18 protein-coding genes and 1 pseudogene are annotated in these 26877 nt (G+C 68.2%); 5 read left to right on the top strand and 14 right to left on the bottom strand.

From position 1 onward, the window contains the following. Positions 1-9 precede the first annotated feature (9 nt). The 7 genes from Q7C18_RS15245 to Q7C18_RS15215 form a co-directional block, all read right to left on the bottom strand. Positions 10-1299 (bottom strand): nucleotide sugar dehydrogenase, encoded by a 1290-nt coding sequence (locus Q7C18_RS15245; RefSeq protein WP_311026097.1) that lies wholly within the window; start codon positions 1297-1299, stop codon positions 10-12. After that, complete coding sequence (locus Q7C18_RS15240) at positions 1296-3419, bottom strand: PQQ-binding-like beta-propeller repeat protein (protein ID WP_311026096.1); 2124 nt, start codon at positions 3417-3419, stop codon at positions 1296-1298. The genes Q7C18_RS15245 and Q7C18_RS15240 overlap by 4 nt, the downstream gene beginning before the upstream one ends. A 122-nt stretch (positions 3420-3541) precedes the next feature. Then, a complete protein-coding gene (locus tag Q7C18_RS15235; protein ID WP_311026095.1) occupies positions 3542-5326 on the bottom strand; it encodes an ATP-grasp domain-containing protein in 1785 nt (594 codons plus the stop codon). A gap of 109 nt (positions 5327-5435) precedes the next feature. Further along, positions 5436-6386 carry a hypothetical protein gene (locus Q7C18_RS15230; RefSeq protein ID WP_311026094.1) on the bottom strand — a complete coding sequence of 317 codons (951 nt, stop codon included), beginning with the start codon at positions 6384-6386 and terminating at the stop codon, positions 5436-5438. A gap of 236 nt (positions 6387-6622) precedes the next feature. Next, positions 6623-9640 (bottom strand): acylphosphatase, encoded by a 3018-nt coding sequence (locus Q7C18_RS15225; RefSeq protein WP_311026093.1) that lies wholly within the window; start codon positions 9638-9640, stop codon positions 6623-6625. Between the two features lie 24 nt (positions 9641-9664). Then, entirely contained in the window at positions 9665-10876 is a 1212-nt protein-coding gene (locus Q7C18_RS15220; protein WP_311026092.1) for a hypothetical protein, read from the bottom strand. Next, complete coding sequence (locus Q7C18_RS15215) at positions 10869-12350, bottom strand: asparagine synthase-related protein (RefSeq protein WP_311026091.1); 1482 nt, start codon at positions 12348-12350, stop codon at positions 10869-10871. Before Q7C18_RS15215 ends, Q7C18_RS15220 begins: the two co-directional genes overlap by 8 nt. 115 nt (positions 12351-12465) lie before the next feature. Here Q7C18_RS15215 and Q7C18_RS15210 point away from each other — a divergent pair, with 115 nt between their 5' ends. Continuing rightward, positions 12466-13656 carry a sugar-transfer associated ATP-grasp domain-containing protein gene (locus Q7C18_RS15210; protein ID WP_311026090.1) on the top strand — a complete coding sequence of 397 codons (1191 nt, stop codon included), beginning with the start codon at positions 12466-12468 and terminating at the stop codon, positions 13654-13656. A gap of 27 nt (positions 13657-13683) precedes the next feature. Here the strand turns inward: Q7C18_RS15210 and Q7C18_RS15205 are convergent, their stop codons facing one another. The 5 genes and pseudogenes from Q7C18_RS15205 to Q7C18_RS15185 form a co-directional block, all read right to left on the bottom strand. Continuing rightward, the gene (locus tag Q7C18_RS15205) at positions 13684-14703 is read right to left on the bottom strand and encodes a hypothetical protein (protein ID WP_311026089.1); all 1020 of its coding nucleotides are present in this window, start codon (positions 14701-14703) and stop codon (positions 13684-13686) included. Beyond that, positions 14700-16283, bottom strand: coding sequence for a hypothetical protein (locus Q7C18_RS15200; RefSeq protein ID WP_311026088.1), 1584 nt, complete (start codon positions 16281-16283; stop codon positions 14700-14702). The genes Q7C18_RS15205 and Q7C18_RS15200 overlap by 4 nt, the downstream gene beginning before the upstream one ends. 455 nt (positions 16284-16738) lie before the next feature. Continuing rightward, positions 16739-17119 (bottom strand): annotated as a pseudogene (gene panD / locus Q7C18_RS15195) (aspartate 1-decarboxylase); the annotation flags it as partial. A gap of 182 nt (positions 17120-17301) precedes the next feature. Continuing rightward, positions 17302-18663: a TIGR01906 family membrane protein gene (locus tag Q7C18_RS15190; protein WP_311026087.1), complete on the bottom strand. Its 1362-nt coding sequence runs from the start codon at positions 18661-18663 to the stop codon at positions 17302-17304. A gap of 109 nt (positions 18664-18772) precedes the next feature. Then, entirely contained in the window at positions 18773-19762 is a 990-nt protein-coding gene (locus Q7C18_RS15185; RefSeq protein WP_311026086.1) for a stage II sporulation protein M, read from the bottom strand. Positions 19763-19832: 70 nt separating this feature from the next. Here Q7C18_RS15185 and Q7C18_RS15180 point away from each other — a divergent pair, with 70 nt between their 5' ends. Together Q7C18_RS15180 and Q7C18_RS15175 are read left to right on the top strand one after the other, a co-directional pair. Beyond that, entirely contained in the window at positions 19833-20651 is an 819-nt protein-coding gene (locus tag Q7C18_RS15180) for an RDD family protein (RefSeq protein ID WP_311026085.1), read from the top strand. A gap of 60 nt (positions 20652-20711) precedes the next feature. Further along, positions 20712-21080: a response regulator gene (locus tag Q7C18_RS15175; protein ID WP_311026084.1), complete on the top strand. Its 369-nt coding sequence runs from the start codon at positions 20712-20714 to the stop codon at positions 21078-21080. Here Q7C18_RS15175 and Q7C18_RS15170 read toward each other — a convergent pair. Continuing rightward, positions 21067-22920 carry a glycosyltransferase gene (locus Q7C18_RS15170; protein WP_311026083.1) on the bottom strand — a complete coding sequence of 618 codons (1854 nt, stop codon included), beginning with the start codon at positions 22918-22920 and terminating at the stop codon, positions 21067-21069. The genes Q7C18_RS15175 and Q7C18_RS15170 overlap by 14 nt on opposite strands. A 56-nt stretch (positions 22921-22976) precedes the next feature. Next, entirely contained in the window at positions 22977-24635 is a 1659-nt protein-coding gene (locus Q7C18_RS15165) for an ATP-binding protein (RefSeq protein ID WP_311026082.1), read from the bottom strand. Positions 24636-24736: 101 nt separating this feature from the next. Here Q7C18_RS15165 and Q7C18_RS15160 point away from each other — a divergent pair, with 101 nt between their 5' ends. Then, entirely contained in the window at positions 24737-24946 is a 210-nt protein-coding gene (locus tag Q7C18_RS15160; RefSeq protein WP_311026081.1) for a hypothetical protein, read from the top strand. After that, positions 24943-26418 (top strand): adenosylhomocysteinase, encoded by a 1476-nt coding sequence (ahcY, locus tag Q7C18_RS15155; RefSeq protein WP_311026080.1) that lies wholly within the window; start codon positions 24943-24945, stop codon positions 26416-26418. Before Q7C18_RS15160 ends, ahcY begins: the two co-directional genes overlap by 4 nt. Positions 26419-26877 lie beyond the last annotated feature (459 nt).

Below are 26877 nucleotides of genomic sequence, written 5' to 3'. Positions count from 1 at the left end.
GCGCCTGCCTCAGAGCCGTTCGATGTCATCACAGGACGTCGCCCCCCGAGTATCGAAGACCAACCCCCCAGCCCGCCGAACAACCCGCCCAATCGCCCCCAGATCATAAACACCATGCGGCTGCAGCACCACCACAACATCCGCCTCTACCAACGCCTCATCCAAATCAGCAACCCGCTGCCACACCCCACCACCCACATGCCAAGACTCCACATAAGGATCATGGAACCAGACATCGGCCCTCTTCTCCCTGAGCACCTTCGCCACCGGCACCGCCGGAGACTCCCGCTGATCCGCAATATCCGGCTTATACGTCACCCCCAACAACAGAACCCGCGACCCATTCAGCGGCTTACCCACCTCATTGAGCGCATCCCCCACCCGCGACACCACATACTGCGGCATCGAATTATTGATCTCCTGCGCCAACTCCACAAACCGGAACTGATACCCCAGAGTCTTCCGCACCTGAAAACTCAGATAATTCGGATCGATCGGAATGCAATGCCCCCCGACCCCAGGACCCGGAGTGAACTTCTGGAACCCGAACGGCTTCGTCGCCGCCCCCCGGATCACCTCCCAGATATCAATCCCCAGATCATGACAGAACCGCGCCATCTCATTGACCAGAGCGATATTCACATGCCGATACGTGTTCTCCAACAACTTCGCCGTCTCCGCCTCCTTAGTACCCGACATCGGCACCACCTCAGCCACAAACCGCGAATAGAACGCCACCGCCGCCTGAGTCGCCTCAGCAGTCAACCCACCCACCAACTTCGGCGTATTGACGATCCCAAACCGAGTCGACCCAGGATCCACCCGCTCCGGGGAATAAGCCAGCAGAAAGTCCCGACCATGCACCAGACCCGAAGACTCAAGAATCGGCAGCACCACACCATCAGTGGTGCCCGGATACGTCGTCGACTCCAGAATCACCGTGGTCCCCGGACTCAGATGCTCCGCAATCGTGCCCGCCGACGCCTCCACCGCCCGCAGATCCGGACCACCCTCCTCACTGAGCGGAGTCGGCACACAGATCACCACCACCGACGCAGCGGCCAGATCGGCCGGATCCGTACTGGCACGGAACCCCTGACCCACCATCACCGCGACGTCAGCATCACTGAGATCATCCACATGCGAGACCCCCGCATTCAGCTGAGCCACCAACGACTCCGAAACATCAAACCCCACCACCGAAACACCCGCAGCCACCGCCGCCTGAGCCAACGGCAACCCCACATACCCCTGCCCCACAATCACCACAGGACGCTCAGGGCGGTTCGGATCGGTCACGGGTCTCTCCTGTCGGTGGGTGATGCTCCAGGGGGCCATGTTACCGGCCTGCGGGCGTCCCGACGTCGCCGCGCCCGCAGCAGGACCAGCACGACGACGCCTGCGGCGGCACCGCCGATGCTCAGCACCAGCACCGCGATCGGCGGGTCGGTCGTCACGGGTTCCGGGGACGACTGACCCGCCGGCCCCCCGCCGACCTTCAGCACGTCGTTGCCCGACATCACATAGAGGGAGCTCCCGTCCGAGGCGAGTCCCGGCCAGGTGAACCATTCCCCCTCCAGGTCGTCCAGGAGCACCTCGGTCTCCGCCGTCTCCGAGTCCACTCGGTAGAGCTGGTCGTCTGAGGCCCCGTAGACGTCGCCGCGGTGGAGCAGCAGATCCCCGGGCCCGGGCGCCTCCGACCGGGCAGCGACCCGCTGGGTCCCGGTGTCCATGACGAACGTCTGCCCGTCGGCGGTGAGCCCGTGGAGTCGGTCTCCATCCACCGCCAGCCCGGTGATGACCCCGGAATCCGGGACCGGCGTCGTGCGCCACAGGACCTCACCGGTGCGCAGGTCGAGGGCGATGACCTCCGCGGGCGCCTCGTCGTCCTGCATGCCGGTGCTGCCGGCCACGTACGCCAGGCCGCCGTCGGCCGCCACGGCGCTGGCGGATCGGCCCTGGAACGGCTCGAGGATCTGGGTGCCCCCGTCGGCCGGATCATGGAGCAGGACCGACCCGCCTCCGCCCGAATCAGCCTGCACCGCCATGACGAGCCGGCCGGTGTCCTCATCGTGGGCCAGCGCGCGGGGCCGGTTGTGGCCCTCCGGCGCCTGGGCGACCACCTCTTGCTCCTGGGTGTCGACGTCGTAGCGGAGCAGCTCGCCCGAGGAGTACATGGCCAGATACAGGCGGTCGCCGACGGCGACAGCGCCCTTGGGCTCTCCGGGCAGGGACACCTGATCGGCCTCACCGGTGACCAGGTCCCTCACGCCGAGGGTGAAGTGCCCGCCGGTGAACACGGCCTCAGGCGTTGCGACGAGGGACTGGGCGGGTTCGCCCTGGCGGATCCGGGTCCGATGCACTCCGCTCCGGTCGGCCCCGCCGGACAGGGTCGCCTGCGCGGGAGCGAGGTCCAGCACCTCCCAGGACCCGTCATCCACCTCCACGCTCCACAGATGGCCCAGGTTCCCCACACCGTGGAGGATCCCGTCCCGGTGGTAGAGGCCGCGCGTCTGACCTCCCGGGAGGTCGAGCTCCGCGATCTGCTCCGGGGCGTCCTCCCCGATCCGCTGGCGCCACACCGTGGATCCGCTGGTGAAGTACACCGTGTCCTCGACGATCTCGAGCGCCTGCACCGTGCCGGTGGGCACCTCGTGGACCTCATAGTCCTCCGGGTCCTCGGGGTCCATGACCGTCAACGTGGCCGGGCCCCGGGTGCCGGCGGCCAGCACGTCCTCTGACGCCTCCAGCGCATAGATGTAGGTGGCCTCGTCGAGCTCGGACGGGAGGATGGAGGTCGAGTCCTCGCTGTGGCGGTCATAGGCGATCAGGTCCGCCGAGGCGTTGCCGAGGCCGATGAAGACGGTGTCCTGTGTCGCTGCCACGCTGCGGGCGTCCTGGCGGACGTCGTCCTGGAAGTGCCCGAGGAACTCGGTGGAGCCGTCGTCGGGATCGTGCTCCCACAGTCCTGCGTTGTTCTGCCGGGAGGTGACCGCGTAGATGGTCCCGTCGGGTGCGGTGGCCATGTCCCAGATCACCCGGGCGGGCGCCGTCGACCCGACCTCGTCGAGCGCACCGGTCACCGGATCGAGACGCATGATGGACGACCGCCGCGGCCCGTCGAAGCTCATTCCGATGTAGAGCTCCTCGCCGGAGACCGTGGCGCCCCAGGTCCCATGACTGGGCTCGCCCTCGACGACGACCTCCTCCTGATGGGTGAGCGAGCCGTCGTCGGGGTCGAATCCGGCCACCACACCAGGCCGCAGCGACATATGACGGCTCACCACGAACATCGTGTCGTCGATCAGCCCGGAGGCCGTCACTGGGAACGCCTCGCTGCCTGTGCCGAGGTTCTCGACCGAGACCGTGTCAGCCGGTTCCGCCGCGGCGGACCCTCCGGAGGAGACGCCTAACGCCATGGCGGCGAGGAGGACGGGCAGCTTCAGAACACTGACCCAGAGCCTTCCCGAACCTCGCTGCCGTCCCGAACCTCGCTGTCGTCGCACCGGCTCGAGGATACCGTGTTCGACACCGTGCGGAGTCAGCTGCGGATGACCTTGCTGATGACATGATTCAGGGAGCCCACCATGGTGATGGCATCACGACGAAGACGAGGATTGAAGGTCAGCCCTTCCACCAGCACGCTCGGGTCCTCGCCCTGTGCCCGTCCATCGAGACGAACATTGATGTCCACGCCCACCCACCGCAGCTCAGGCACTGCCCGGCAGGCACCGACCGCCACCTCCGCGATCCGCCCGATCATCTCCGGTGGCAGGTCATCGTGGGTCCCTGGCGCTCCACACATCCAGAGGACCCGTCGGGGCGTGGTGATCACCGTGACGCGCCTCGAAGACGCCACCGCTCGTTGGATCAGCCACGGCCCCGGGATGGAGGCGAGTCCCTCCTCCAGCTCGTCGATGCCGCGGACTGTCACAGAGGAGGACGAAGACGCCCACTCCTTGAGCTGCGGCACGATCACGCAGGCTCCGTGGTGCTCTTCCATGAACTGCGCCGCCTGATCAGTCGAATAGACCAGTCGGCCCGTGACGCGGGGCAAGTCTGCGGCACCCACGAGCCGGCGAGTCGTTCCGGACCGCCCCACCAACTGGCGCGGTGCGATCTTGTCACGCACACCGAGGAAGTTCCGGGTGAACCAGGCCTGAGAGCCGTCATCGTCCTCCACGGAGACGATGTCGTCCGAATGTCGACGGACGGCATATCCCATGTCTCGGAGGACGGTCTGCATCACAGTGGAGAGTCGGGTCCAGCGTCGCGCATCGGGGGCGCCCCCCACCACGGCAGCGAGCTCCGAGCCGGTCGTGCCACGTGGAGGCACATCTGCCGCACCCGTGACGACCGGAGGCGCCGCCGCCCAGCGCAACCTCCACGTCTCGCCCGCCACGTCCCGCGGCTGACCGTACAAGGGATAGGTGGAGCCGAGGATGTCCGGCGTGGAGTTGATCTCGATGACCCAGGGCTTCCCGGTGCCCTTCTCCACCAAGATGTCACTGCCGCTCCACGTGAGGCCGGGCACCGCGGCAGAGGCAGCCACAGCCGTGCTCCTGATGGCCTCTTCGACCTCGTCGAGCCGCTCGACGGGTTCACCCCCGCTGGAGAGGCCACCGACGTCCCGGACGACCTCCTGACGGCCAGATTCCAGCACGGAGTCCAGGGACAGCCCCTTGAAGGCGAGGAAGCGCTCTGTGATCACGTCGATGGGGGTATAGCGATTGATCAGCGCCGGATTTCGACGACGCGCCGTGTTCTTGGCCTCGATGAGCTCGCGGATCGTGCTGACTCCGTCACCGGTCACATTGGGCAACAGCCTCTGCACCACCGACACGCAGCGCTCCTGGGTCGCGAGTACACGGTACTCGCGGTCCCCCTCGATGTACTCCTCGACGATGACGCCCCCGTCATCGATCCGGAGGGCGCGCTCAAAGGCGGCAGATATCTCGTGCTCGTCGCGGAGATTCACAGAGACGCCCTTGCCACCCATACCGCCCAGGGGCTTGATGACGACGCTCCTGCCCGCCGTGCGCCAGAACTCCACCGCCTCCTCGACGGACGAGCACCTCCGCGCCGCAGGAGTGGCCACTCCTGATCTGAGCAGGAACTCCTTGGTCATCCACTTGTCGGCGGCGATCTTGCTGCCCACCCATGACTGGTCGCAGACGTATCCTCCGAGGAGGACCTGCCGCCCGTCCAGCGTCGCAACGGCCGTCTTTCGTCCGTACCACGTGACGTGCGCCCCGGCGGCTTCGGCAGCCAGAACGTTCAGAATGCTCCCCAGATTCTTCTTCTCCTCCACATGCTGACGAAGCACTTCTTCCGTCTCCCGGTCCTCATAAACTCGAGGAGATCCGTCGAAATGAGGAAGGAGATGAGCGTGGGGAGAATCCATACGGCGAACTTTACTAGGTTCTTGAGCGCATTCAGATCGCCACTTCGTGCGGCACAATCTCGGCCTTCATGGCCGTCTGACCCTGGATTCCTGAATTGAGGATGATCTCCACCAGCTCTGCGGTCTTCCCCGCCGTGCTGCGGACCGTGCCCGCGACGTGCCCACGCGCCGCATCGGTGACCTCCAGACGAATGGACGTCCCCTGCGAGGCACCGTGATCACTCACCAGAGGAACGAACTCCTCAGGGGCTACTACACCTTCGAACATGACACGGAAATCGACGATCTGCTCCGCGTGAGAGGCAGGAGGCAGCACGCCCGACAGGCCAGAGGCCAGCAGGGCACGAGCCAGACCCGCCACACGGGCAGGCCGCGTCCGACTCTGGACCTCCAGCCACGGACGCTCCGAGACGTCGACCACGACCGGCTGATCACCGGACACCGCCGAAACCACCACATCGATGCTCAGGACGGCGAGCCCCGGCAACGCCGCGACAACGGCCCCGGCCGTCCGCTCCAAGGCCGCCTGCGAACCGGGACGCGGCGAGGCATCTGCGGCCCGGCCGCTCCACGGCCCTCCGGGACAGGCCATCACGTCGACCACCTCCCCGTCGATCACCAGCAGCCGAAGGTACTCGCCCTGGACCTCCTCTTCCACCAGGAACCGATACCCCGGCGGCACGGTGACGCGACCGTCCTTCTCTCCCGGCTTCCGGAGCTCCGTGATCCCGTAGGCCGCCTGCGTGCTGTCCGGTCGATCCTCCGGCGGAGTGAGCAGCCTGTCCACGGCCGCAGCGAACTGATCCTGATTCTGGATGCCGCGCGCGACGTCGATCGTGCTGTCGCCGAGGGCAGGCTTCACCACCACGGGATAGCCCATCGCCCTGGCATAGCGCGTCGCAGCGCCTCGGCTGCGGCCCACGGAGAACGTCGCTCCCCGCGGCTGAGGCACACCGGCCTTGCCCAGAAGCCCTCGCCGCATCCGGAGGTCCTGGATGAACGTGACCCCGGAAAGGCTCGATCCTTGCGGGATGCCATGCGTGAAGGCCGTCTGCTCACCAGCCCGCGTGAAGACCTGCAGGACCTGCCTCGGCAGAAGTCGGGTGGTGAACCCACACGCCAGCGCGGCTTTGTGGACTTCGACTCCGTCGCGCATTCCGCGTGTCACCCCAGCGGGCATCGGCATGGAAGGACGCTGACCCTGGACGATGGCGTGGCTCACCAGGCCCCCTCTCTGTCGTAGCCACCCGGGACATCGCCGGGAGAATCGTCATCGTCCGCCCGAGCGAGCTCCGACATCTCTGCCCGTTCCTGGGCGGAGACCTCATGAGGCTGAGGCTTCACACGGATCTCAAAGCCCGAGACGGGCAGGGGCCATTCCTCAGTCGCCACGACCGAAGCATTGTAGGACGTCGGGATGGCACGCGCCGGCCCCACAATGCAGGAAGCGACCAATGGCGCCACCCGGTCGGTGGGCCCGCTGAGCACCGCCTCCAACGTACGGCGGTCGAGGTTTCGGACCCAGCCCTGCACCCCGGCCTTCTCTGCCAGTCGTCGGAGCCATTTCCGGTAGCCCACCTTCGTGACGCGGCCTCGGACCGTCACATGGACGGTCAGCTGGTCCTGCGGCTCGGTGGCCTGCAACCCCTTCTGCTCGATCGTCAGGTCGAGCAGCCGCTGCGCCACGGGACGCCCGGTCCCGAACATCGGATACTCGCAGTTGCCGATCGCCGCATGCGCGTTCAGCTCGATGATCGCCGCGTCCTGAACGCTCAGGGGCTTCGACGGGTCCTCCAGCAGAAAGTCCACGCCGCAATACTGCATCCCCGGCACGGCGGCCACCGCCTGTTCGCATGCGGCAGTGATGCTCGGGTGCAAGGTGTCGAAGACATCGATCGAGTCGGCCCCCTGCGAGATGTTTGCCGTGTTCGACAGCAGGACCTCCCGACCCTCGGGAAGCACCGAGGCAAGATCGAGACCGAGCTTCGCCAGCTGGTGCTCCATGGTGCCGTCGATCTTGGCCGGGCGGGTCCACAGGTGCGGGTTGCTCCGCCGCGCGACGTTGCGGTGGATGAGCAGCTCGGCGATCGTGCTGCTGCCGTCCCCGACCACGGAGGCGGGCTTGCGCTGGATGGCCGCGACGACCTCTCCGCCCACGACCAGGATCCGGTGGTCCCGGCCGTTGATGTGCTTCTCCACGATGAAGTCCTGGCCGCCGAACTTGCTGTCCGACATCAGGGCGAACGCGTCCTCGAGCTGCTCCGGCGTCTCGATGCCGGCGATCACGCCGATGCCACGGATACCCATGCTGGGCTTGACCACCACCGGGAAGCCGATCATCCCGACGAAGGCCCGAGCGCTGTCGAAGTCTCCGTTCCGGAACGTCCGGCCCTGCGGAGTGGGCACCCCGGCGTCCTCGAGCATGAGGCGCGTGGCCTCCTTGTGGGTGCACACGGAGATCGCCACCGCGCTGGAGATGGGGCTGCGGCTCCACTTGAAGCTCACCGGCGGATTGGTCCCGTCGAAGGCGACGAAGGCGCTCTTCGAGTAGCGGGTCGTGGACAGCCCGCGTGCCAGCGCGCGCTTCTCCAGCAGGTAGCCCTTCGTACCGTTGGGACCCAACGCCCGGACGTCCTCGACGTGGTCATAGCGGGCCGGCAGGCGCCCCTCGTTGCGGGGCTCAGGCAGCGGGGGAACCTGGGCGAACCGGCGCACCTCGCTGACGAGGGTCCCATAGTCGATGACGAGGCCATGCCCGGCCAGATCCCGCGGAGTCGTCGCCCGCACCCCCGAGCTCCCGAGAGCCGCTTCTGTCGCAGCGGATCGTCGGAGGACGCGTGATGCCTGACGGGCCGGCACCACACGAGAATGCGGGCCCAAGGCCTCGGCCTCAGAGCTGTCCTCGACCTCGTCCTCCTCATCGGCGCGATCGGCACGATCCGAGGAGCTCTCTTCCTCATCCGCATCCTCCGACGAGGAATCCCCGTTCTGGGTGTCGTCCTCGTCGGCCTCCTCCGCCTCGACGAAATCCACGTCGCAATCCAGCCATTGGGCAAAAGGCAGCTCAGAATGAGGGAAGGCCGAGGTGTGCACGCCGTGCACCTGAGGCATCGACAAGGCAAGATGTTGAATCACCGACTTGGTGATCCACCCAGCACCGGCCATCCTGCTGAGCATCACCACGGCGTCGTCAGAGACACGCAGCGCGGCCTCGGCCAGGTCCATCGCCGCCAGCAGACCGCCGGCCTGAGCCGGACGGACAGTGACCGCGCGCAGCCCTCCCAGCTTCCGCAGCCGCCCGAGACTGTGCTGGTCCCAGATGGATTCGTCTCCCAGAACCTTCAGGTCCAAGTGTGAGGCACCGGCGTCGGCGATGATCCGGTCGGCCCGACGCTGCAGGGCCGGCAGGTGATCCGCATATCGAGCAGGGACAGGTTGCTCCAGCAAGACGTTCGGAGGGAGATGCCCGCGCACCATGCTGCGCGCCACCTCGTCGACCAAGGCCGAGGACTCCTCGCGGTCCAGTCGTCCGGAACATTCGACCCACAGAGGCTTCTCGGCCCCACCCAGGGTCCGGGAGCGGCTGACGGTCGCAAGGGCCTCAAGCTGATCCAGCGCCTTGTCCACTGGGGGCCTGCACTCGACCCGAATGCGGTCGTACTGGTCGCCGTGCTTCCGCAGTGTGCGACGCAGACTCTTGACCGACGATCCGGCCCTGATCGTGGGTGGGAACACCGGGGCCTCAGTCCGGACCGTGCCCAGGAGCCGGTGAAGCGGAGTTCCGGCGGCGCGGGCGAACAGGTCCAGCAGCGCCACTTCGACACCGAGCAGAGTGCCACGATAAGGGCGCTTCTGCTTCGGCTCCTGGTTCATCTGGCCGGCGAGCTCCGTGAACTCTGCCATCAGCGTGCGCACCTGGGTGATCGCCTGCGCCGGCGCCCCGATCTCGAGGCTCCGTCCGTGGAGGCGGTCCAGCATCGCCTCCAGGAACTCCCAGGACGGATCGGCCGCATCGCCAGTGAGCGCGGATCGCGGCTGGCCCTCGCCGAGCCCCTCCACGGTGTTCCCCTCGCCGTCGGCGGCGGTCAGGGACACGACGTAGTTGGTGGTGACCTTCGACTGACCGGGGACTTTGTAGGAGAAGGCTCGGGCTCGAGCGATCGTCGCTCTGCCCGGATGGAGGACGGCACCGGATGCAGGGGACATGGCGGAGACGGCGGGAATCGAAGAGGTCATGCGTGGCGGCTGTCAGGCTTTCATTCAGGGCTGTGACGAGTTCGGAAGCCAGGAGGAGAGGACATCCTCCTGGCTCAGATCCCCAAGGGACTGCCCACGCCGCATCATCAGCATGTCATGAGCGTGGATCGAAAAGATCCTACCACCGGTGGAGATCACCCTCTGTGCGAACGCCGGACCGATGGAGGCCGCCCGCCGCGGGAACCCCAGGCGCCGAGCTGTCTCGGTGGCCAGCATCATCGTGCCCAGCGCCGGAGCCTCGCCGAAGGTCCGCTGGAGCTTCGGCGACTTGACCCGCACAGTGCCGTCGTCGGTCTTGACGAACCAACTGGCCCGGCCCACCAGGTCAGCCCCCGAGTGCTGGGCGGCCTGCAGCAGGTCCGTGATGTGCCAGGGGCCGTAGGTCGCCGTCTCCTCGATCACCGTCACGTAGCGTCCCGCCGCCTGGTCGATGCCGATGTTGAGTCGGTCGGCGAGCGTGCTGCGGGGACCGGCGGTAATGATGCGCACCGGAGTCTCCCAGTCGGCCGTCTCCTCACGGGCCTGATCCTCGAAGAGCGGATCGATGACCAGCAGCGGGTCGAGGCGACGGTGCCGCTGACGTGCCAGGTTCGCCTCGGCGTGCCGCAGGTGCTCCGCCCGACGGGAGACGATCAGCGGAGTGACCAGCGGCTCCTCCACCGTAGGGAGTCCCAGGAACGTCAGCAGCCGAGATGCCTGGGCCTCCGGGCTGCGGGAGGCGATCAGCTCCCGCCGCTCCACGATCCGCTCGGTCGCGAGCCCGGAAGGATCATCGAGCGCCTCCAGCAGGGTCTGACGGGGGTCGATGACCGGCTTCAGGAGCAAGGCGCGTTCGATGCCCAGGCGTCGACGCATCAGCTCATGGAGCTCGGGCCGAGTGGTCACGGCATGGGAGACGACCGCGGCCAGCCGTCCCTGGAGGTCGGGCTCGGCGTCGATGCGCAGCACAGTGGGGATGCCCTCGGCTTCACAGACCATCAGCAGCTCCAGCACGTCGGCGGAGAGCCGTGGCCCGCCGTCGGCCTGCTCGGCCCCCGCACCGAGGACCACCAGGTCCAGTCCCTGACGGAGCTCCCGCTCCAGATCCTGCGGGGTGAGACCGTCCAGGTCGACGGCGGTGCCGACGCCGTGGGGCAGCGGCTCGGCGGCCAGGTGCCCGACCCGCAGGTATGGGTAGGGCGCGGCGGGGGCGCGCATCTCCGGGAGCTCATCCATGACGGGCCTCCCCAGCGGCACGAGGTGGGAGCAGAACGTCCGGCTCGGCCTGGGCCAGCCGGTCCCGGTGCTCGTGAAGCCACAGGGCCAGCAGGGCGAGACCGCGCACCAGATGCTGAGGCTTCGTCCGGGACAGCTCCTCGGCCCAGGCCTCGACCGGGGCCTCCCGCATCCTGTCAGAGAGCAGATCTCCCGCGGGGCTGCCGAGGATCAGACCCCGCAGCCAGCCCGCCGACTCCAGGCTCTCGATCCGTCGGACGTGCTGACGGCGCCGTGTGCGGTCAGCGGCGGTCGGCAGGGATGCCAGGCGCGCGTCGGCGCGCTCCAGCAGATGGGGGTACCAGAGGCCGTCCTGCTTCTGCTCGGCGGGGACCCGCAGCGCCTGGCGGACGACCTCGTCGGCCATGATCGGGGTGCGCGTGGGGGCGGCCGAGCCCAGCACCTTGACCGGGGCCAGGCTGATCCCCGGCAGCGTCCGGGTGAGGTACGCGGTCAGCGTCGCGCCGTTCGGATGCTGGGCGAAGGGCAGGGCGACGTCCTCGAAGTCGGCGCGGGCGCGCTCGGCCAGCTCCTCCCCCAGCCCTGGCGGCAGGATGTCCTCGGCGGCGTCGAGGTAGCGGCCCAAGCGGGCGAAGCGGGAGGCGACCACGGCGTCGACGTCCGGAGCGCTCCCGCCCTCACCCTCGAGCGCGGGGTCGTCCGGGAATCCGCCGCCGAGGAAGACTCCACCGCCGAGGCCGTCGAGCACCACGCCTCCCGAGGCCGCGGAGTGTTCGGCGATCGCCCGGGAGACCGGCATGAGCCAGATGTGGAACGAGGCCATGTGGTGCACGGCCCGCCCGTAGTCCCGTGCATCGCGGGGAAAGTCCTCCACGGCGGCAGGCACGATCCTCTGCTCCACGCCCAGGACTTGGGCCGTTCGTGCGGCGGCCAGCTCCTCCATCGAGGTGCCGGTGTCCGAGGAGGTGGTCCACGCGACAAGTTCCTCCGGCCGCACCTGGTGGGCCAAGGCCGTCAGCAGGCGGGAGTCCCGTCCCCCGGAGAGCATCGGCAGAAGGGGGCCGACGTCGGCGTCCCGCCCGAGCCGCGCGCGCAGGACTTCCAAGACGTCGTCCGTCAGGGCGCGGGGATCCAGCCCCGGCTCCGGGTCGATCTCGGCCCAGTCCCAGGTGCCGCGCCGAATCGTCACCTCGTCGCCGTGGCGTCCCGCGGACTCCCCCGGCTGCAGACGGCGGATCTCCTGGAACGGGGTGCGTCCCGCCAGCGGGGCGCCGAAGGCCAGGATCTCGGCCCACGCAGTCCAATCCGGGGTCAGCGGGGACTCCCCGTCCAGCAGGAGGTCGAGGCGATCGGCCGCGAACGGCGGTGCGGCGTCGTCGGATGCCGCACTCACCCGCCCGGTCCGGACGAAGACAGGGGCGACGGCGGAGGGGGTCGCGTGGACCGTCTGGGCGGAGGCGTCGAGGGCTGGCACTGCTACGATCATAGCGCGCTGACGCGCCCCGTTCCGTGGCTCTGAGAGGCGGCGCGGGGACTCCCTCCGACGGCGCGCCCAGACCCGAGCACCCTGATATGAGGCAGAAGCACCCATGGACCATTCCGGTCAGGACGATTCCGCTCCGCGGGACCGCCGATTCCCCGTGAGCCTCTCCACGATCTGCGACCAGCTGATCGATCTCGCTCAGGAGGCCGACGAGACGCGTCGGCGGTTCAGCTCCACAGTGCGGAAGAAGCAGCGCACGTGGGAGGACTACCGGAAGTTCCTGCGCAAGGAGTTCCGCTGGGAGGCTCCTCTGACGCACCGGCGTCCCCTGTGGTGGCGGCGAGGCTTCCTCTCCCGGTCCGTCACCCTGTACGAGCTGGACAAGAACGACCCGTCCCTCTACATCAACGACGTCCAGCGGTACACCCGGACCAAGCGTATGGTGCACCCCACCCTCCAGGAGCTGCTGGACAACAAGTTCGCGTTCTTCCTGCTGATGCACCACCTGGGGCTGAAAGCCGACGTCGTCCCGCTGCTCGGTCTCTATGTGCGCGGCGGGGTCAACCTGTTCCCCCACGACCGGCGCGTCCCCCTGAAGGTGTTCCTACAGAGCCATATGGAGGTCGACCAGAAGGTCTTCGTCAAGCCGCTGCGCGGTGCCGAGGGTCGCCGCGTGCGCGCCATCACCCGGACGTCCTCGGGCTTCCGGATGAACGGCCAGGATGTCACCCTCTCCGACATCCGCCAGTGGATCCAGGACCAGAAGCGTCCGATGATCTTCGAGCGCGGCATCGAGCAGCACGAGGCGCAGGCCGCCCTGAACCCCGAGGCGACCAACACGCTGCGCATCCTCACCATGCCCGACGTGGACCAGGGGAAGGACCCCTTCATCGCCGTGGCCGTGCAGCGGATCGGCACGGCCCGCTCGGGACACGTGGACAACTGGACGCAGGGTGGGCTGAGCGCCAAGATCGACATCGACACCGGGCGGCTCAGCCGGGCCGGCCAGCTGCCGGAGGGCCGGAAGCCGGTGTGGTTCACCGAGCACCCGGACTCCGGAGCGCCCATCGACGGGACCACGGTGCCCTTCTGGGAGGAGACCAAGGAGCTCGTCATGGATGCCTCGCGGCGCCTGAGCTTCATGGAGTACATCGGCTGGGACATCATCATCAGTCCCGATGGTCCGGTCATCCTGGAGGGCAACATCAACTCCGGGATGAACGTGCTCCAGGTGCACGGGCCGCTGCTCGCCGACGAGCGGGTCCGCAGCTACTACCTCAAACGCGGCGTCCTCTGAAGCTGACGGCCGGCCGCGCCCTGCGGCTCACCGGTGGGCGGCGCGCAGCGCGTCCAGCACCTCGCGGAGCTGCTCCGCGGCGAAGTCCACGGCCGCACCCACGCGGGTGACCAGCCGCCCGCGGCCGGCCTCCAGGATCAGCCGGGCATCGATTCCGCTCCAGTCGCCGGCCAGAGCTTCAGGCTCCGTCACACACTCCACGACCGGCCCGTCGCCGGCGAGGCCCTCCCCCGCCGCCCGAACGACCGCAGCACGGCTCTGCCCCGCGGATCCGATGAGGTGCGCCGTGCTCCACCCGGAGGCGTGGGCGACGGCCAGCCCCGAGGAAGGCTCCCGCCCGGTGGCGTCGATCACGGCTCCGACGCACTCGGGCGAGGCCGTGTCCGAACGGTGGACCACACAGCTGATCTGCGTCCCGGACCACTCCACGACGACGTCGGACCGCCCCACCGGCAGGGTCTCCCACCAGCCGCGCAGGCCGTGACGGACGTCGGCGGCGGCGGTGAACCCCGCTCTGGCACGTTCGCAGGCGGAGTCCACGATCTTGGCGGGCGCGCGGAAGGCGACGGCGAGGCGGTGCACCGCCTCGACGGCGGACTCCTCGTCGTCCGGAGCCAGCACCAGGGAGGCGCCGTACTCCCGCTGGGCCCACTCCAGGTGGTCGCTGGCCGTCTCCAACCAGTTCTTGCCGGGCTGCAGGCGGTGCAGGGCGTCCTCCGGCAGGCAGTGTTCGATCGCCCAGTCGACGGCTCCGAACGCGGGGGAGACGGCGTCGTCGGTGAAGACCACGGCGCGGAACCCGTAGGTGGACTCACGGATGATCTCCACGGCCTGGCATACGCCTGCGTGGAGATGACGCGTCCGTCGGGTCAGCACGATCATGACGACGGGGATCTTCTGGAACGCCTTCGGCTTGGGAGCCTCCCGAGGAGCGAAGGGCAGGGTGTCGCGCACCGGCACCGGGGCGTCCCGGTATCGAGCCCGGGTCCACTGCTCGAGCGTCCGGGTCCAGGGACCCGATGCCTGGTCGGTGATCGTGCTGGTCATCGCCACAGTGTGCTCTCCTCGTGAATGGTCCGGGCCAGATCCTCCGGGGCCGTCTCCGCGTCGACGGCGGTCACCGCACTCATCCGCACGGCCAGCTGCACGTCCAGGGGCGCGCCGTCCTCCGGGCGCACCCAGTGGTGTTCGATCGGCCGCCCCGCCAGCGCCTCCATGACGGGCTCGGGGACGGACCCGCCCACGGAGACCACACGACGGGCATCGGCGGCCTCGAGGAGCAGTCGCAGACGCTGGACGGTGTACCGGCGCCACGTCCCGTCGCCCTGTTCCTCGGGAGTGTTGAACGCCCCGGGACCCGGCAGATGGATCTCCCCGTCCTGCAGAGCCTGATGGGCTGCCTCGTCGGTCAGCTGGCCGGTGACCACAGGCGCCCCGCTGCGACGCAGCTCCCGGGCGAGTCCGCGCGAGAGCTCTTGACCTGCCGAGTCCAGGCCCAGCAGGACGGTCGCAACGGGCTGCTCCGCACCCGAGGAGGGCCATCGGTCCCGCGGCGCAACGTCGCGCTCCTCCGGGACCTCGACGCCGAGCTCCTGCAGGCGCCGAAGATGCATCTCCGGGCTGAATCCGCGGGCGAACTCCTGGGCCCGGCGGGACTGCTCCAGGAACGTCTCCGGAGAGCTCCAGTGCTCATCCACCAGCGTCAGCACACCCGAGGGCTCGGCGTAGAGGGCGGCGTCGCCGAAGAGCTCCTTCATATAGGGAGGCAGGATCGCCACGCAGCCGGCGGCGAGAGCCTCCATAGCCGCCCGGCCGAAGGCCTCCCGGAGGTCCGGGTGGTGCATGTAGACCCAGAAGTCGATGCGCCGCAGGAAGTCGAAGGGCTCCTCCCCGCCGAAGGGGATCACCGTCCAGCGGTCAGGGATCCAGCCGATCTTGCGCCGAGCGATCTTCGCCCCACCGAGGATCTGGACGTCGTAGTCAGCCGAGTTCGGGTAAGCCGCCAGGATGTCGTCCTTGGTGTCCGGCCATTTGCCCGGCTGCGGGCGCGAATGACGGCCGATCACCGGCTTCGTGCCGACGAAGCCCTCACGGAGGGTCGCTCCCTCGGGCATCTGGAAGATGTTGACCCAGTCGGTCTCACGCAGCGGCACGGCGGTGGTCTGCTGCAGGACCGTGCCGCGGACCACCGGGCCGATAGGCGCCCAGATGGGGTCCTTGCCGAACAGGGCGCGGACGCGCCGGTCCGTGGCCTCGACGTCATAGTGCTGGGTGCCGCCGCCGTCGATGGCCGCATGGTTGACCACCACGACCACCTGGTCAGCCGTGACTCCGTCGAAGGTCGACGGAGTGGACCAGATGACGGTGGGGTGTCGGATGACCAGCACTCGCGCATGCAGGGTGTCCCGCGGGGTGGCCACATGGACCCCGGGCAGGTCGAGGATCCGGCGGATGTGGGTGCTCCACGGGATGGGGTACCCCGTGACGGACCCGGCGGCGTGCATCAGCGCGGTGGAGAGGCCCGCCTGCGACTGGGCCCGCACCTCCTCGGCGATGCTGCTCGTTGTGCCGCCGGGGAGCCTGAAGTCGGAGACCTGGACGACGTCGAACTCTGCACGTGTCTGCATGCTCAGCCGGCACCGCCCTGCGATCCCTCTGCGCCGTCCCACGTCACCGTCGTCCCAGGGATCGAGGAGAACGCGTCCTGGTACCGGATGCGGCGCGCCCGGTCCTGGACCGCCTCCTGCTGGCGCTGCGCGTCACGGAGACCGCGGTGCAGCGCATCGAAGGAGGTCTCGGCCTCCCCGCGGACCCGATGGAGCTCGGCAGTGAGCAGATCCACCGCTTCGCGCAACTGCTCGGCGCCGGCCGCGCCGCGGCCGGAGTGACGGCGCACGATGGTCTTGAGGTCGACACGCGTCCGCTTGCCCTGCGACTTCAGCTCGGTCATCAGAGATTCTGCCAGGTCCTTCACCAGCGCTCGGGTCTGCTCGTGCTGGCTCTCCAGCGTCTCCAGCCTCTGGTTCAGCGTCGGAGTCGCCGCGGTCTCCTGCGGATCCTGCCCCGAGACCTGCCCCTCGGCACCCGGCACCGGCTCGGCGGCGTCGTCGCCCAGGGCCACGATGCGGTTCTCGCCGTCGACATGGACGACCTTCGGAGTGTGCTCGGCGATCTCCGCGGCGGTTCCCATCTGGTAGGAGATCAGGATCACCAGGTCACCGGGGGCGACCAGGTGGGCGGCGGCGCCGTTGATGCCGATCACCCCGGAGCCCCGCTCTCCGGCGATGGTGTAGGTCTCCAGCCGGGCCCCGTTGGTGATGTCGACGATCTGCACCTGCTCGCCCTCGAGGATGCCCGCGGCGTCGAGGAGGTCCTGATCGACCGTGACGGACCCGACGTAGTGGAGATCAGCCTGGGTGACCGTGGCCCGGTGAATCTTGCCACCCATGACGGTTCTCAGCATGCGGGGTTCCCTTTCGACATCGGCCCGATCGGACCATGGTGCTCTCGATGTGCAGGACGGCGTCTGCGCCTCCAACACAGTACTAGAGAGTACACACACGCAAGGGGCCCCGCCGGTCCACCCGGCGAGGCCCCCTGCTGTGGCACTGCTCAGCTCCTGATCAGCCGCTGATAAGGTGACGCTCAGCGGCCCACCCTCGGCGCGTTGGAGTACTCGGCGTCCTTGGTCAGCTCGGCGACCAGCTTCTCCCGCCGGATCGCGTAGACCTCCTCCAGGCGGGCCCTGCGCCGGGCACGGCGACGCTTGGTGGGCCACGTGACGATCAGAGTGATCACCGCGATGAGCGCGACCAGCCCGACCACCGCGATGCCGGCGTCCATCCAGAACTGCTCCGGGTACAGCCGGATCAGTGTGGAGTCCGGGCTGAAGGTCCAGGTGCCGTCCGCGAAGAAGATGCGGTGGAAGGTGTCGAAGAACTGCTGCCAGCTCAGGACCGCGACGACGGCGGCTGCAGCGATCAGCCCCAGGGTCGCCCATGCTCCGGCGAAGAAGCCGCGGGCCACTCCACCGGGGCGCCAACGACGCAGCAGCAGGGCGAAGATCAGGGTGAGCAGCAGCAGGACGAGTCCGCCGCCCATGGCAGAGACCATGACCAGCTTCACATCGGTCATGTGGCTGACCTCAGCCTCGGTGAACAGCGGTTCCCCGCCCGGGGCGAGCTCCGCCAGGTACCGGGAGTTGGCGGCGTTGAACAGATAGTCCATGCCGTAGGAGCCGTAGAGCAGCCGGTCAGTGACGTCGAATCCTGCGGTGTCCTCGGGGAACCCGGGCCGGTTGTAGGCGATCCACAGGAAGACCGGGGAGGCCACCAACCGGATGGCGGCGACCGTGATCATCAGTGGCACGAAGATCGCCACCAGGACCTGGAAGAAACGGGAGACGCCACGCTTGTCCCGGGCGACCTCCTCGTCCAGATCCGCATCCGTGATCGCCTCCCCGGACTCGTGGCGCGGCACGGTCGTGGCCGTCGTCGTGGCCTCGTAGGGCCGGTACGGCTCCTCCGAGTCGGCCGGAGCAGGCGAACCGGCAGCCGGCGAGGCGGCTGGCGACGCCGTCCCGGGAGCGGGGACGGCCGCGGGGGCCTCGGCCGCCGCAGAGATCGACTCCGGGGAGGTCGCCGTCTGGGGGGAGGCCGTCCCCTCTGGAGTTCCGGTCCGCGGCAGCGCGGCCGTCGCGGAAGTGTCCGAGTCCGCAGGCTCGGGGGCAGGCTCAGGGGCAGGCTCTGCCGCCGCGACGTCGTCCAGCGGGCGGGTCGCGTCCTGGTCGGGACGCGGCACCGCCGTCGTGGCGTCCTCGTCGGCCGACGGCGCGGCGGCGTCGCCGGACGCCTCGTGCTGGGGTCCGTCCGGGTCCGTGCCCTCGAGCCGATCCTCCGGGAAGTCCGGGGCGTCCTCGGCGAAGGCGCCGTAGTCGAGACCCGACTCGAAGTCGTGGCCGGTCCCGGCGGTCTCCTCGTTCTCAGGCCGCTTCGAATTCGCGCTCATGATCGCCTCTCCACGCAGTGCTTTCCACTGTCGAGCGTACGGTCCTGACACGGCATTTCCGTGGAGACCTGCCGCAGAGTGTCGGAACCGTCGGCCGGGAGACGCCGCCTCAGGCCGTCAGCTCGTGGGCCCCGGCGTCGTAGCGGCCCAGGTCGCCGGTGACCCCGGCCCGGTGCGCCCGGCCGCCCAGCACCAGCGTGTACACCCAGTAGGCGGCCAGCACGAGCGCACCGATGCCGATCTTCAGCCACGACGGCAGGGCGCTGGGCGTGACGAAGCCCTCCACGATCCCGGAGACCAGCAGCACGATCACCAGGCCCACGGCCACGGTGATCAGCCGCCGCCCCTCATAGGCCAGGGAGGTCAGGCGACGCTGCTGCCCCGGCGCCACCCAGGCCCAGAAGATCCGCAGGCCCGCGGCGCCGGCGATGAAGATCGCGGTGATCTCCATCAGCCCATGCGGCAGGATGTTTAGCCAGAAGACGTCGGCCGCGCCCTGCTCGGCCATGATGCCGCCGGCGATGCCCACACCCTGAGCGTTGATGAACAGGATGAACGGCACCCATACCCCGGTCACACCGAAGGCCACCTCCTGGGCGGCGATCCACGCGTTGTTGGTCCACACCTGGGCGGCGAAGGACGAGTTGGGATGCTCGGAGTAGTAGTCCTCGAACTGGGAGCCGGCATAGGCCTCCCGCTCGGCCTCCGGCATCAGCAGGTCGAGCTGCGGATGATGATAGGTCCAGATGCCGTAGCCCACGGCCACGGCGATGAAGGCCGCCCCCAGGATCAGAGTCAGCCAGCGGATCCGATAGAACGCCGCCGGCAGCGACTGGGCGAAGAAGTAGGCGATGCCTTCGAAGACGTTGCCGCCTGAGCCGGTCAGCTGGGTGCGGGCCCGCCCCAGCCGGGCGGAGAGCCCGGCGGCCAGGGAGCCCCCCGGCTCCACCGCCTGCACCATGGACAGATGCGTGGAGGTGCGCTCATAGAGGCGCAGCAGCTCATCAGCCTCGGCCGCGCTCAGGCGGCGCTGGTCGGAGAGGACCGCCAGGCGGTCCCATTCCGACTGATGCACGGCGACGAACGCATCGATGTCCACGGCACCGAGCCTAACCCAGGGCCGGCTCAACACGCTGACGTGCGACGTCGGTCCCAGTACAGTGGGTGCCATGCGCACCGTGATCACCGGCGAGGCCGTCAGACTTGAGCTGCCGCCAGCCTCCGTGGCGGTGCGCGGCACCTCGCTGCTGCTCGATCTGGCCCTCTACATGGTGGTCTACATCGGCATCCAGCTGCTCTTCGGGTACTACTCCGGGCAGATCTTCCAGACCATGGACCCTGCCATGTACGCAGCATTCTCCCTGAGCACCGTGGTGCTGTGCTTCGTGATCCTACCGATCACCATCGAGACGCTCTCCCGAGGGCGCTCGGTGGGCCGGCTCATCATGGGGGTGCGGATCGTCCGCGACGACGGCGGCACCGTCCGGCTGCGCCATGCGCTGATCCGCGGGCTGATCGGCTTCCCGGAGATCTTCATGACGTTGGGGGTGCTGCCGCTGTTCTGCGGCATGATCAACGCCCGCGGCAAGCGTCTGGGCGACATGGCCGCCGGCACCTACGGCATCCTGGTCCGCCAGCCGAAGGTGAAGCCCATGATGCTGCCGGTGCCCCAGCACCTGACGTCCTGGACCCAGATTGCGGACCTGGGTCGCATCCCGGACCGGCTCGCGCTGCGCATCTCCCGGCTGCTGCGTCGCATGGAGACCACCGGCCGCGGGGACAACCTCGGCGTGCTGCACCGCACCGCCGACCAGCTCGCCGATCAGCTGCGCCCGCACATCTCCCCTCCCCCGCCGCCGTCGTCGTCCATGGACTTCCTCATCGCCGTCATGGCCGAGCGGCGCAACCGCGAGTACCGGAGGCTGCGCCGCCAGCAGGACCGCACCGGAGAGCTCAGCCGCCGGCTGCACACGCTGCCGTATTCCTGACGGTCTCCCAGCACTTCGGACCTCAGCCCCAACGCCCTATTCGACGGAAGGACGGAGACGATGGGCTCAGCCACCACGGCACTGATCATTGAGGACGATGACGACATCAGGCGGCTCCTGGAGATGGTGCTCACCCAGATGGGCTTTCAGGTGGACTCCGTGTCCGAGGGAGGAGAAGGCCTGCGGCTGGCCGAGCACACGGACTACTCGCTGCTGAGCGTCGACGTGGGCCTCCCCGACATGGACGGTCATCAGCTGGTGCGACGCGTACGCGACTCGTTCTCGGGGAAGATCGTGATGATCAGCGCTCGGGCATCCGCCGCGGACGAGGCCGCCGGTCGCGACGCCGGCACGGACGCCTACATCACGAAGCCCTTCAGGCCGCGGGAACTCCGCGCCTCCCTGACGGAGCTGCTCACCGAGGGATGACGATCCCCCGGACAGCCTCCACGGTCTCCTCTCCCACGCGATGCAGCATCTTCATGCTCTGATCGGCCTCCGCGTGGTCGCCCCCCTCGAGAACCACCTCCACGTCCCGAGCACACTGGGCAAGCCGCTCGGCGCCAAGCATGTCGGACGACACGCGGATGCTTCCGAGCGCATCGCGGATCGCCACCTCGTCCTCGGCGGATACGGCGAGCCTGAGGTTCGCCCAACGCCGCGGCCAGACCACGGCGAACATGCCCAGAACCTCCCGAGAGGACTCCCGGTCGCCTCCGAGCTCCACGGCGAGATCGTCGACGACGGTGGCTGACACCAGCGGATGCGCCAGCAGTCCTGCAGGCACAGCGGGTATCGGGCCGAGGTCGACGGCATCGGCATTGCGCAGCGTCTTGGCCCAGCCGGTGCGGCCGGTGAGCATGCGCGCCATCGCACGCGGGTAATACAGGTACGTCAGGTACACGTATATGAGGTAGCAGGCTCCCAGGAAGACCGCCTGCCCGCCGCCGAGTCCAGGTTCGCAAGATCGACGATAGACCAGCCCCCACAGTGCGTAGGGCAACACGATGAAGACTGCGGCGAGCAGGATCATCCATTCCAGAGGTTCCCCCGCGGCGAATCCAGCATTGCCCGTGACCACCGCGTGGACCAGCAGGGCCGGACCCAGCAGCAGGTTGATCATGATGAGCCACGGCTGCGCCATGAAGTAGTGGATCTCTGCCAAGCCGGCACCCTGTACGTGGCTGCTCCTGCGCAGGTCCCGGAGGTTGCTCGCGCATTCGAGGTTCCCCTGGGACCACCGGGTCCGCTGGGTCAGCAGACGCCTGCCGAACGGCAGCGCCTCCTGCGAGACGTGGGCATCAGGGATGTAGTGCGTCCGGTGGCCGCGTGCCAGGATGTTCAGGCCCAGTTCATAGTCTTCGCACAGCTTCTGGCCCCATGGCTGACCGAACGCGTCGTCGAGATCGGCCAGGACGGACAGTCGGGTGAATTGGCCGTTGCCTCCCATCCCCACCGTCCCGGTCTGGACGCGCAGCATCTGCATCGCAGAGTTCGAGGTGCGGAACTCGATGTCCTGCAGCCGCACCAATACCCGACCCAGCCAGTTGACCAGCCTCCCCGAGGTCGGGCGTGGCCGCTTGTCATCCCGGTTCTTCATCCAGACTTCGAGTTGAACCGCTCCGACGGACTCGTCACCGAAGGCATCGGGGCCGGCCAACAGGTCCAAAGCGTTGTCTGACAGGAAGCCGTCCGCATCCAGCACCCCGATGATCGTGCGTCGGCAGTCCGTGGAGTGTTCTGCGACCCAATCGGCGATGACCCGATACGCACTGTTGAGGGCGTCGCCCTTTCCCGTCCGGGCGTGAGGTCGACGTCGGGAGATCAGGTGCACCTTGTCGTCGAAGTCGCTCAGACCCGTCACGATCGTTGCTGTGGCGTCCTCACTGGCATCGTCGATGACCCACACGTGCATGCCCGGAAAGCTGCTGCGGGCCGCGGAGACCGTCTCAGCGATGACGCTCTCCTCGTCCCGACACGGGATCATCACATGCCAGCTCAGATCCTCGAGGTCCCCCGACCGGCTCGGGCGACGCCTCACATAGGTGACGACCAGCAGGCTGACATAGGTCAGCGCCAACGCAGAGATCCCGGTGACGATCACCAATGCTGCGTCGCGCCACGGGGAGTCCCCGAAGGTGCCGAACGCCCCGGAGAAGCAGAAGACCACCGCGGCCATCGCCCCATAGACCACGCAGCCCACGAAAGCGAGCAGCGGCACCCGTACACGCGACGGGCGGTTCGCGTCAGCGGCGTCAGTCTCGGGCATTCACCCTCCGCACATCGTCGATTCCCGGCTCGGGCGTTGCTCCGGCCACGGTACTATCACAGGATAACTCTGAAGGTCGTCCCCTCATCCGGGGCTGACGTCACGCTGATGGTCCCGCCATGGGCCTCCACGATGCTGTGCACCAGGGCCAGTCCCAGGCCGGCACCGCCGACCACGGACCTCCTGGCAGACGCCGCCCGGTAGAACGGAACGAAGACTTGGCTCGCCTCCTTCTGGGTCATGCCAGGGCCGTCGTCTGCGACCTCGACGACGGCTCCTTCGGCGGTCTGCCGCACCGTGACGCTGACACGACCGTCCTCTCGTCCGTACTTCACGGCGTTCTCGATGAGGTTGTCCAGCACCTGGGTGATCCGCGACCGATCGGCCGACACCACACACGGGCCGCGGCTCTCCACGTCCAGCTGAATGCCATGGCGCACTGCAGACGGCCTCGCCGCCTCGAGACACTGCGAAACTAAGAGCCCGATGTCGAAGGGCTCCTTGTTCAGCGTCATCACCCGCAGGGCCGCCTGCTGTTCGTCCAGCAGGTCCCGGACCAGCCGTTCCAGCTTCTCGCCATTGCGCCGGATGACCGCCAGGTGCTCCGAGGCGACGCCACGTTGCGAGGACCACGGAATGTCCTCCAGCGCATCGTCGGCGAGGTCGGCGAAGCCGATCATCGACGTCAGCGGGGTCCGCATCTCATGGGACACGGAAGCGATCACCTTCCGCTGGATCTCGAGCGCCGAGTGCTCCTCCGTCACATCGCGGAAGATCAGCACGGCGGACTCCCGGCTGCCGTCCGGCTTCAGGACCGCACGCGAGCTGCAGGAGATGGTTCGCTGATCCGCCCCTGGAGCTCCCGCAAGGAAGACGAATCTGTCGAAGTCCTCCCCCCGGTTGGCCCGAACCGCCGGTCGCGCCTCAGGCTCCACGGGGCTTCCATCCGAGTGGAAGATCAGGTGACCCGCCTCAGTTCTGTCCGTATTGGAGTCCGGGGAGACGATCGCGTGGATCTCCCGCTGGGCCTTGTTCATCATGACGTCGTGTCCTTCGGCGTCCATCACCAGCACACCGACGTTCAGGTTCTCGAGGACCCCCGCCAATCTCCTGTCCGACTTCTCCACGTCCTGACGGAGCTCCTGCTCCCGGACCAGAGCACGTTCCGCCGTCCTCCGGCTGGCTTCCAGCTGTTGCAGCGGGCCCAGAACCGCAGCACAGATCAGCACCAGGGTGACAGGCAGGCCCGAGTACCGGGCGACATCTGTGAACGTCACATCCTCCACATACAGCACCAAGGAAGGCAATGTGACGGAGACGATCACAGTCACCGTGGCCACCACCGCGCCGCGGACCCGGAACCGGGCCACGAGCCACAGGGACGGCACGAGAACCAGAGTGGAGAGCATGGCTCCATCCGGGTACGTCGCGATCCTGCAGATGCCGCAGGCCACGATGCTCGTGGTGGGCAGGAGCACCTCGAGACGACGGGGCACACCCCGGCTGCGAAGCCACAGCAGCAGCACGACACCGGCAGCCGGCAGGCTGAGGCCCACAGCCACCAACGTCCACGTCGAGGGCCCAGGAGCGGAGACCGCCAACGAGACACTGGGAACGGCTAGGACCACCAGGAACGTGATCTGCTGGACAAAGATGAAGGCGGACCCGGCAGTCTTGTGGAGGAGCGCATTGACGAAGGTCTCGATCCTCGGCATGCGGGAACTATCTCACGGGCGCAGCCCTTCCTGACACTGCGAGTGTCCGCAGGTGACGTGGGCACCGGCCCCCGTCATCGCTCCGCGATAGGCTGGGATCCATGCCCAGTGCACCCCAGACGACCGTCATCTCCCCCGACGTCCTCGAGATCCTGCGCTGTCCCGTGACCGCGGCACCGCTGCGTCAGGACGGCGACCACCTGGTCTCCGTCAGCGATGACACCATCCGCTACCCCATCGAGCACGGCGTGCCCCGACTCCTGGCCGACGCCGCCTCCAGCACCACCGACGAGGAGACCCACGCCCCATGAGCTTCGACTACAAGATCGCCGACATCTCCCTGCACGAGGCCGGCCGGCACCAGATCCGCCTGGCCGAGCATGAGATGCCCGGCCTGATGGCCCTGCGCGAGGAGTACGGCGAGTCCCAGCCGCTGGCCGGCGCCCGCATCGCCGGCTCCCTGCACATGACCGTGCAGACCGCCGTGCTGATCGAGACCCTCACCGCCCTCGGCGCCGAGGTCCGCTGGGCCTCCTGCAACATCTTCTCCACCCAGGACGAGGCCGCCGCCGCCGTCGTCGTCGGTGACGGGACCCCTGAGGACCCCCAGGGCGTGCCGGTCTTCGCCTGGAAGAACGAGACGCTGGAGGAGTACTGGTGGACCGCCAGCCAGATCTTCGCCTGGCCCGGTGTGGATGAGGACCCCTCCCAGGGTGCCAACATCATCCTCGACGACGGCGGAGACGCCACCCTGCTCGTGCACAAGGGCGTCGAGTTCGAGGCCGCCGGCGCCGTCCCCTCGGCCACCGAGGAGGACCCGGAGGAGTACCGGATCATCCTGGAGACCCTGCGGTCCTCCCTGGCGGAGAACCCCTCCCGGTGGACGGGCGTGGCCAACACCCTGCTGGGCGTCACCGAGGAGACCACCACCGGGGTGAACCGCCTCTATCAGCTGGCGCGTGACGGCCAGCTGCTGTTCCCGGCGATCAACGTCAACGACTCGGTCACCAAGTCCAAGTTCGACAACAAATACGGGATCCGCCACTCCCTTCCGGACGGCATCATGCGCGCCACCGATGTGCTCATCGGCGGCAAGGTCGCCGTGGTGTGCGGCTACGGCGACGTCGGCAAGGGCGCGGCCGAGGCGCTGCGCGGGCAGGGCGCCCGGGTCATCGTCACCGAGATTGACCCGATCACCGCGCTGCAGGCCGCCATGGACGGTTACCAGGTGTCCACCCTGGATCAGGTCGTCGGCATCGGCGACATCTTCATCACCACCACGGGCGGCAAGGACATCATCTCCGCCGAGGCGATGCAGCAGATGAAGGACAAGGCCATCGTCGGCAACGTCGGCCACTTCGACAACGAGATCGATATGGCCGGACTGGCCGCGATCCCCGGCATCGAGAAGGTGGAGATCAAGCCGCAGGTCCACGAGTGGGTCTTCCCGGAGACCGACGGCCGCTCCATCATCGTGCTCTCCGAGGGCCGCCTGCTGAATCTGGGCAACGCCACCGGCCACCCCAGCTTCGTGATGAGTGCCAGCTTCGCCAACCAGGTGATCGCCCAGATCGAGATCTTCGCGAAGTCCCACAAGGTCCGCCCCGGCGACGGCAGCTACCAGAACGAGGTCTACACCCTGCCGAAGATCCTCGACGAGAAGGTCGCACGTCTGCACCTTCCCGCGCTGGGTGCGACGCTCACCGAGCTGACCAAGGACCAGGCCGACTACCTCGGCCTCGATGTCGCGGGTCCCTACAAGCCGGAGCACTACCGCTACTGACACATAGCCGAGCCCGACAGCACAGGGCCCGCCCCGACGCTCGACCAGAGTGTCCGGGGCGGGCCCTGGCTATGAGCCGGCCCGCTCAGCACTCGACAGCAAGCCATTGCAGCGGGGAGTCCATCACCCGACGTATCCCAGATGGCCAGCCTACTCGCAAGGATGCGGGACGAACGGGACAGTGAGCCCGCGATGGCCATCTTCCACATCAGGCTCGTCCGCTGACTCGCCCGGCCAGACAGGTGGCCCCCGCCATTTCGATGAACGGCGGGGGCCACACTCCTGGTCCAGGACCGGAATCGGGACAGGTCCTCAGCTCATCATGCCCGGACCCTGCTGCGCCGGACCAGGACCAGGCCGACGCTCAGAGCAGCCACAGCTGCGATGGCCGACAGAGCGAAACCGGTGACACCCGTAGAGGCCAACGTGCCACCGTCTTCAGTGCCACCGTCTTCAGTG

This window comes from Nesterenkonia sp. CL21 (genome assembly GCF_031705515.1).
GTDB lineage: Bacteria > Actinomycetota > Actinomycetes > Actinomycetales > Micrococcaceae > Nesterenkonia > Nesterenkonia aethiopica.
The sequence above is the reverse complement of the archived record's forward strand: the minus strand, read 5'-3'. Positions and strand labels throughout refer to the sequence as shown.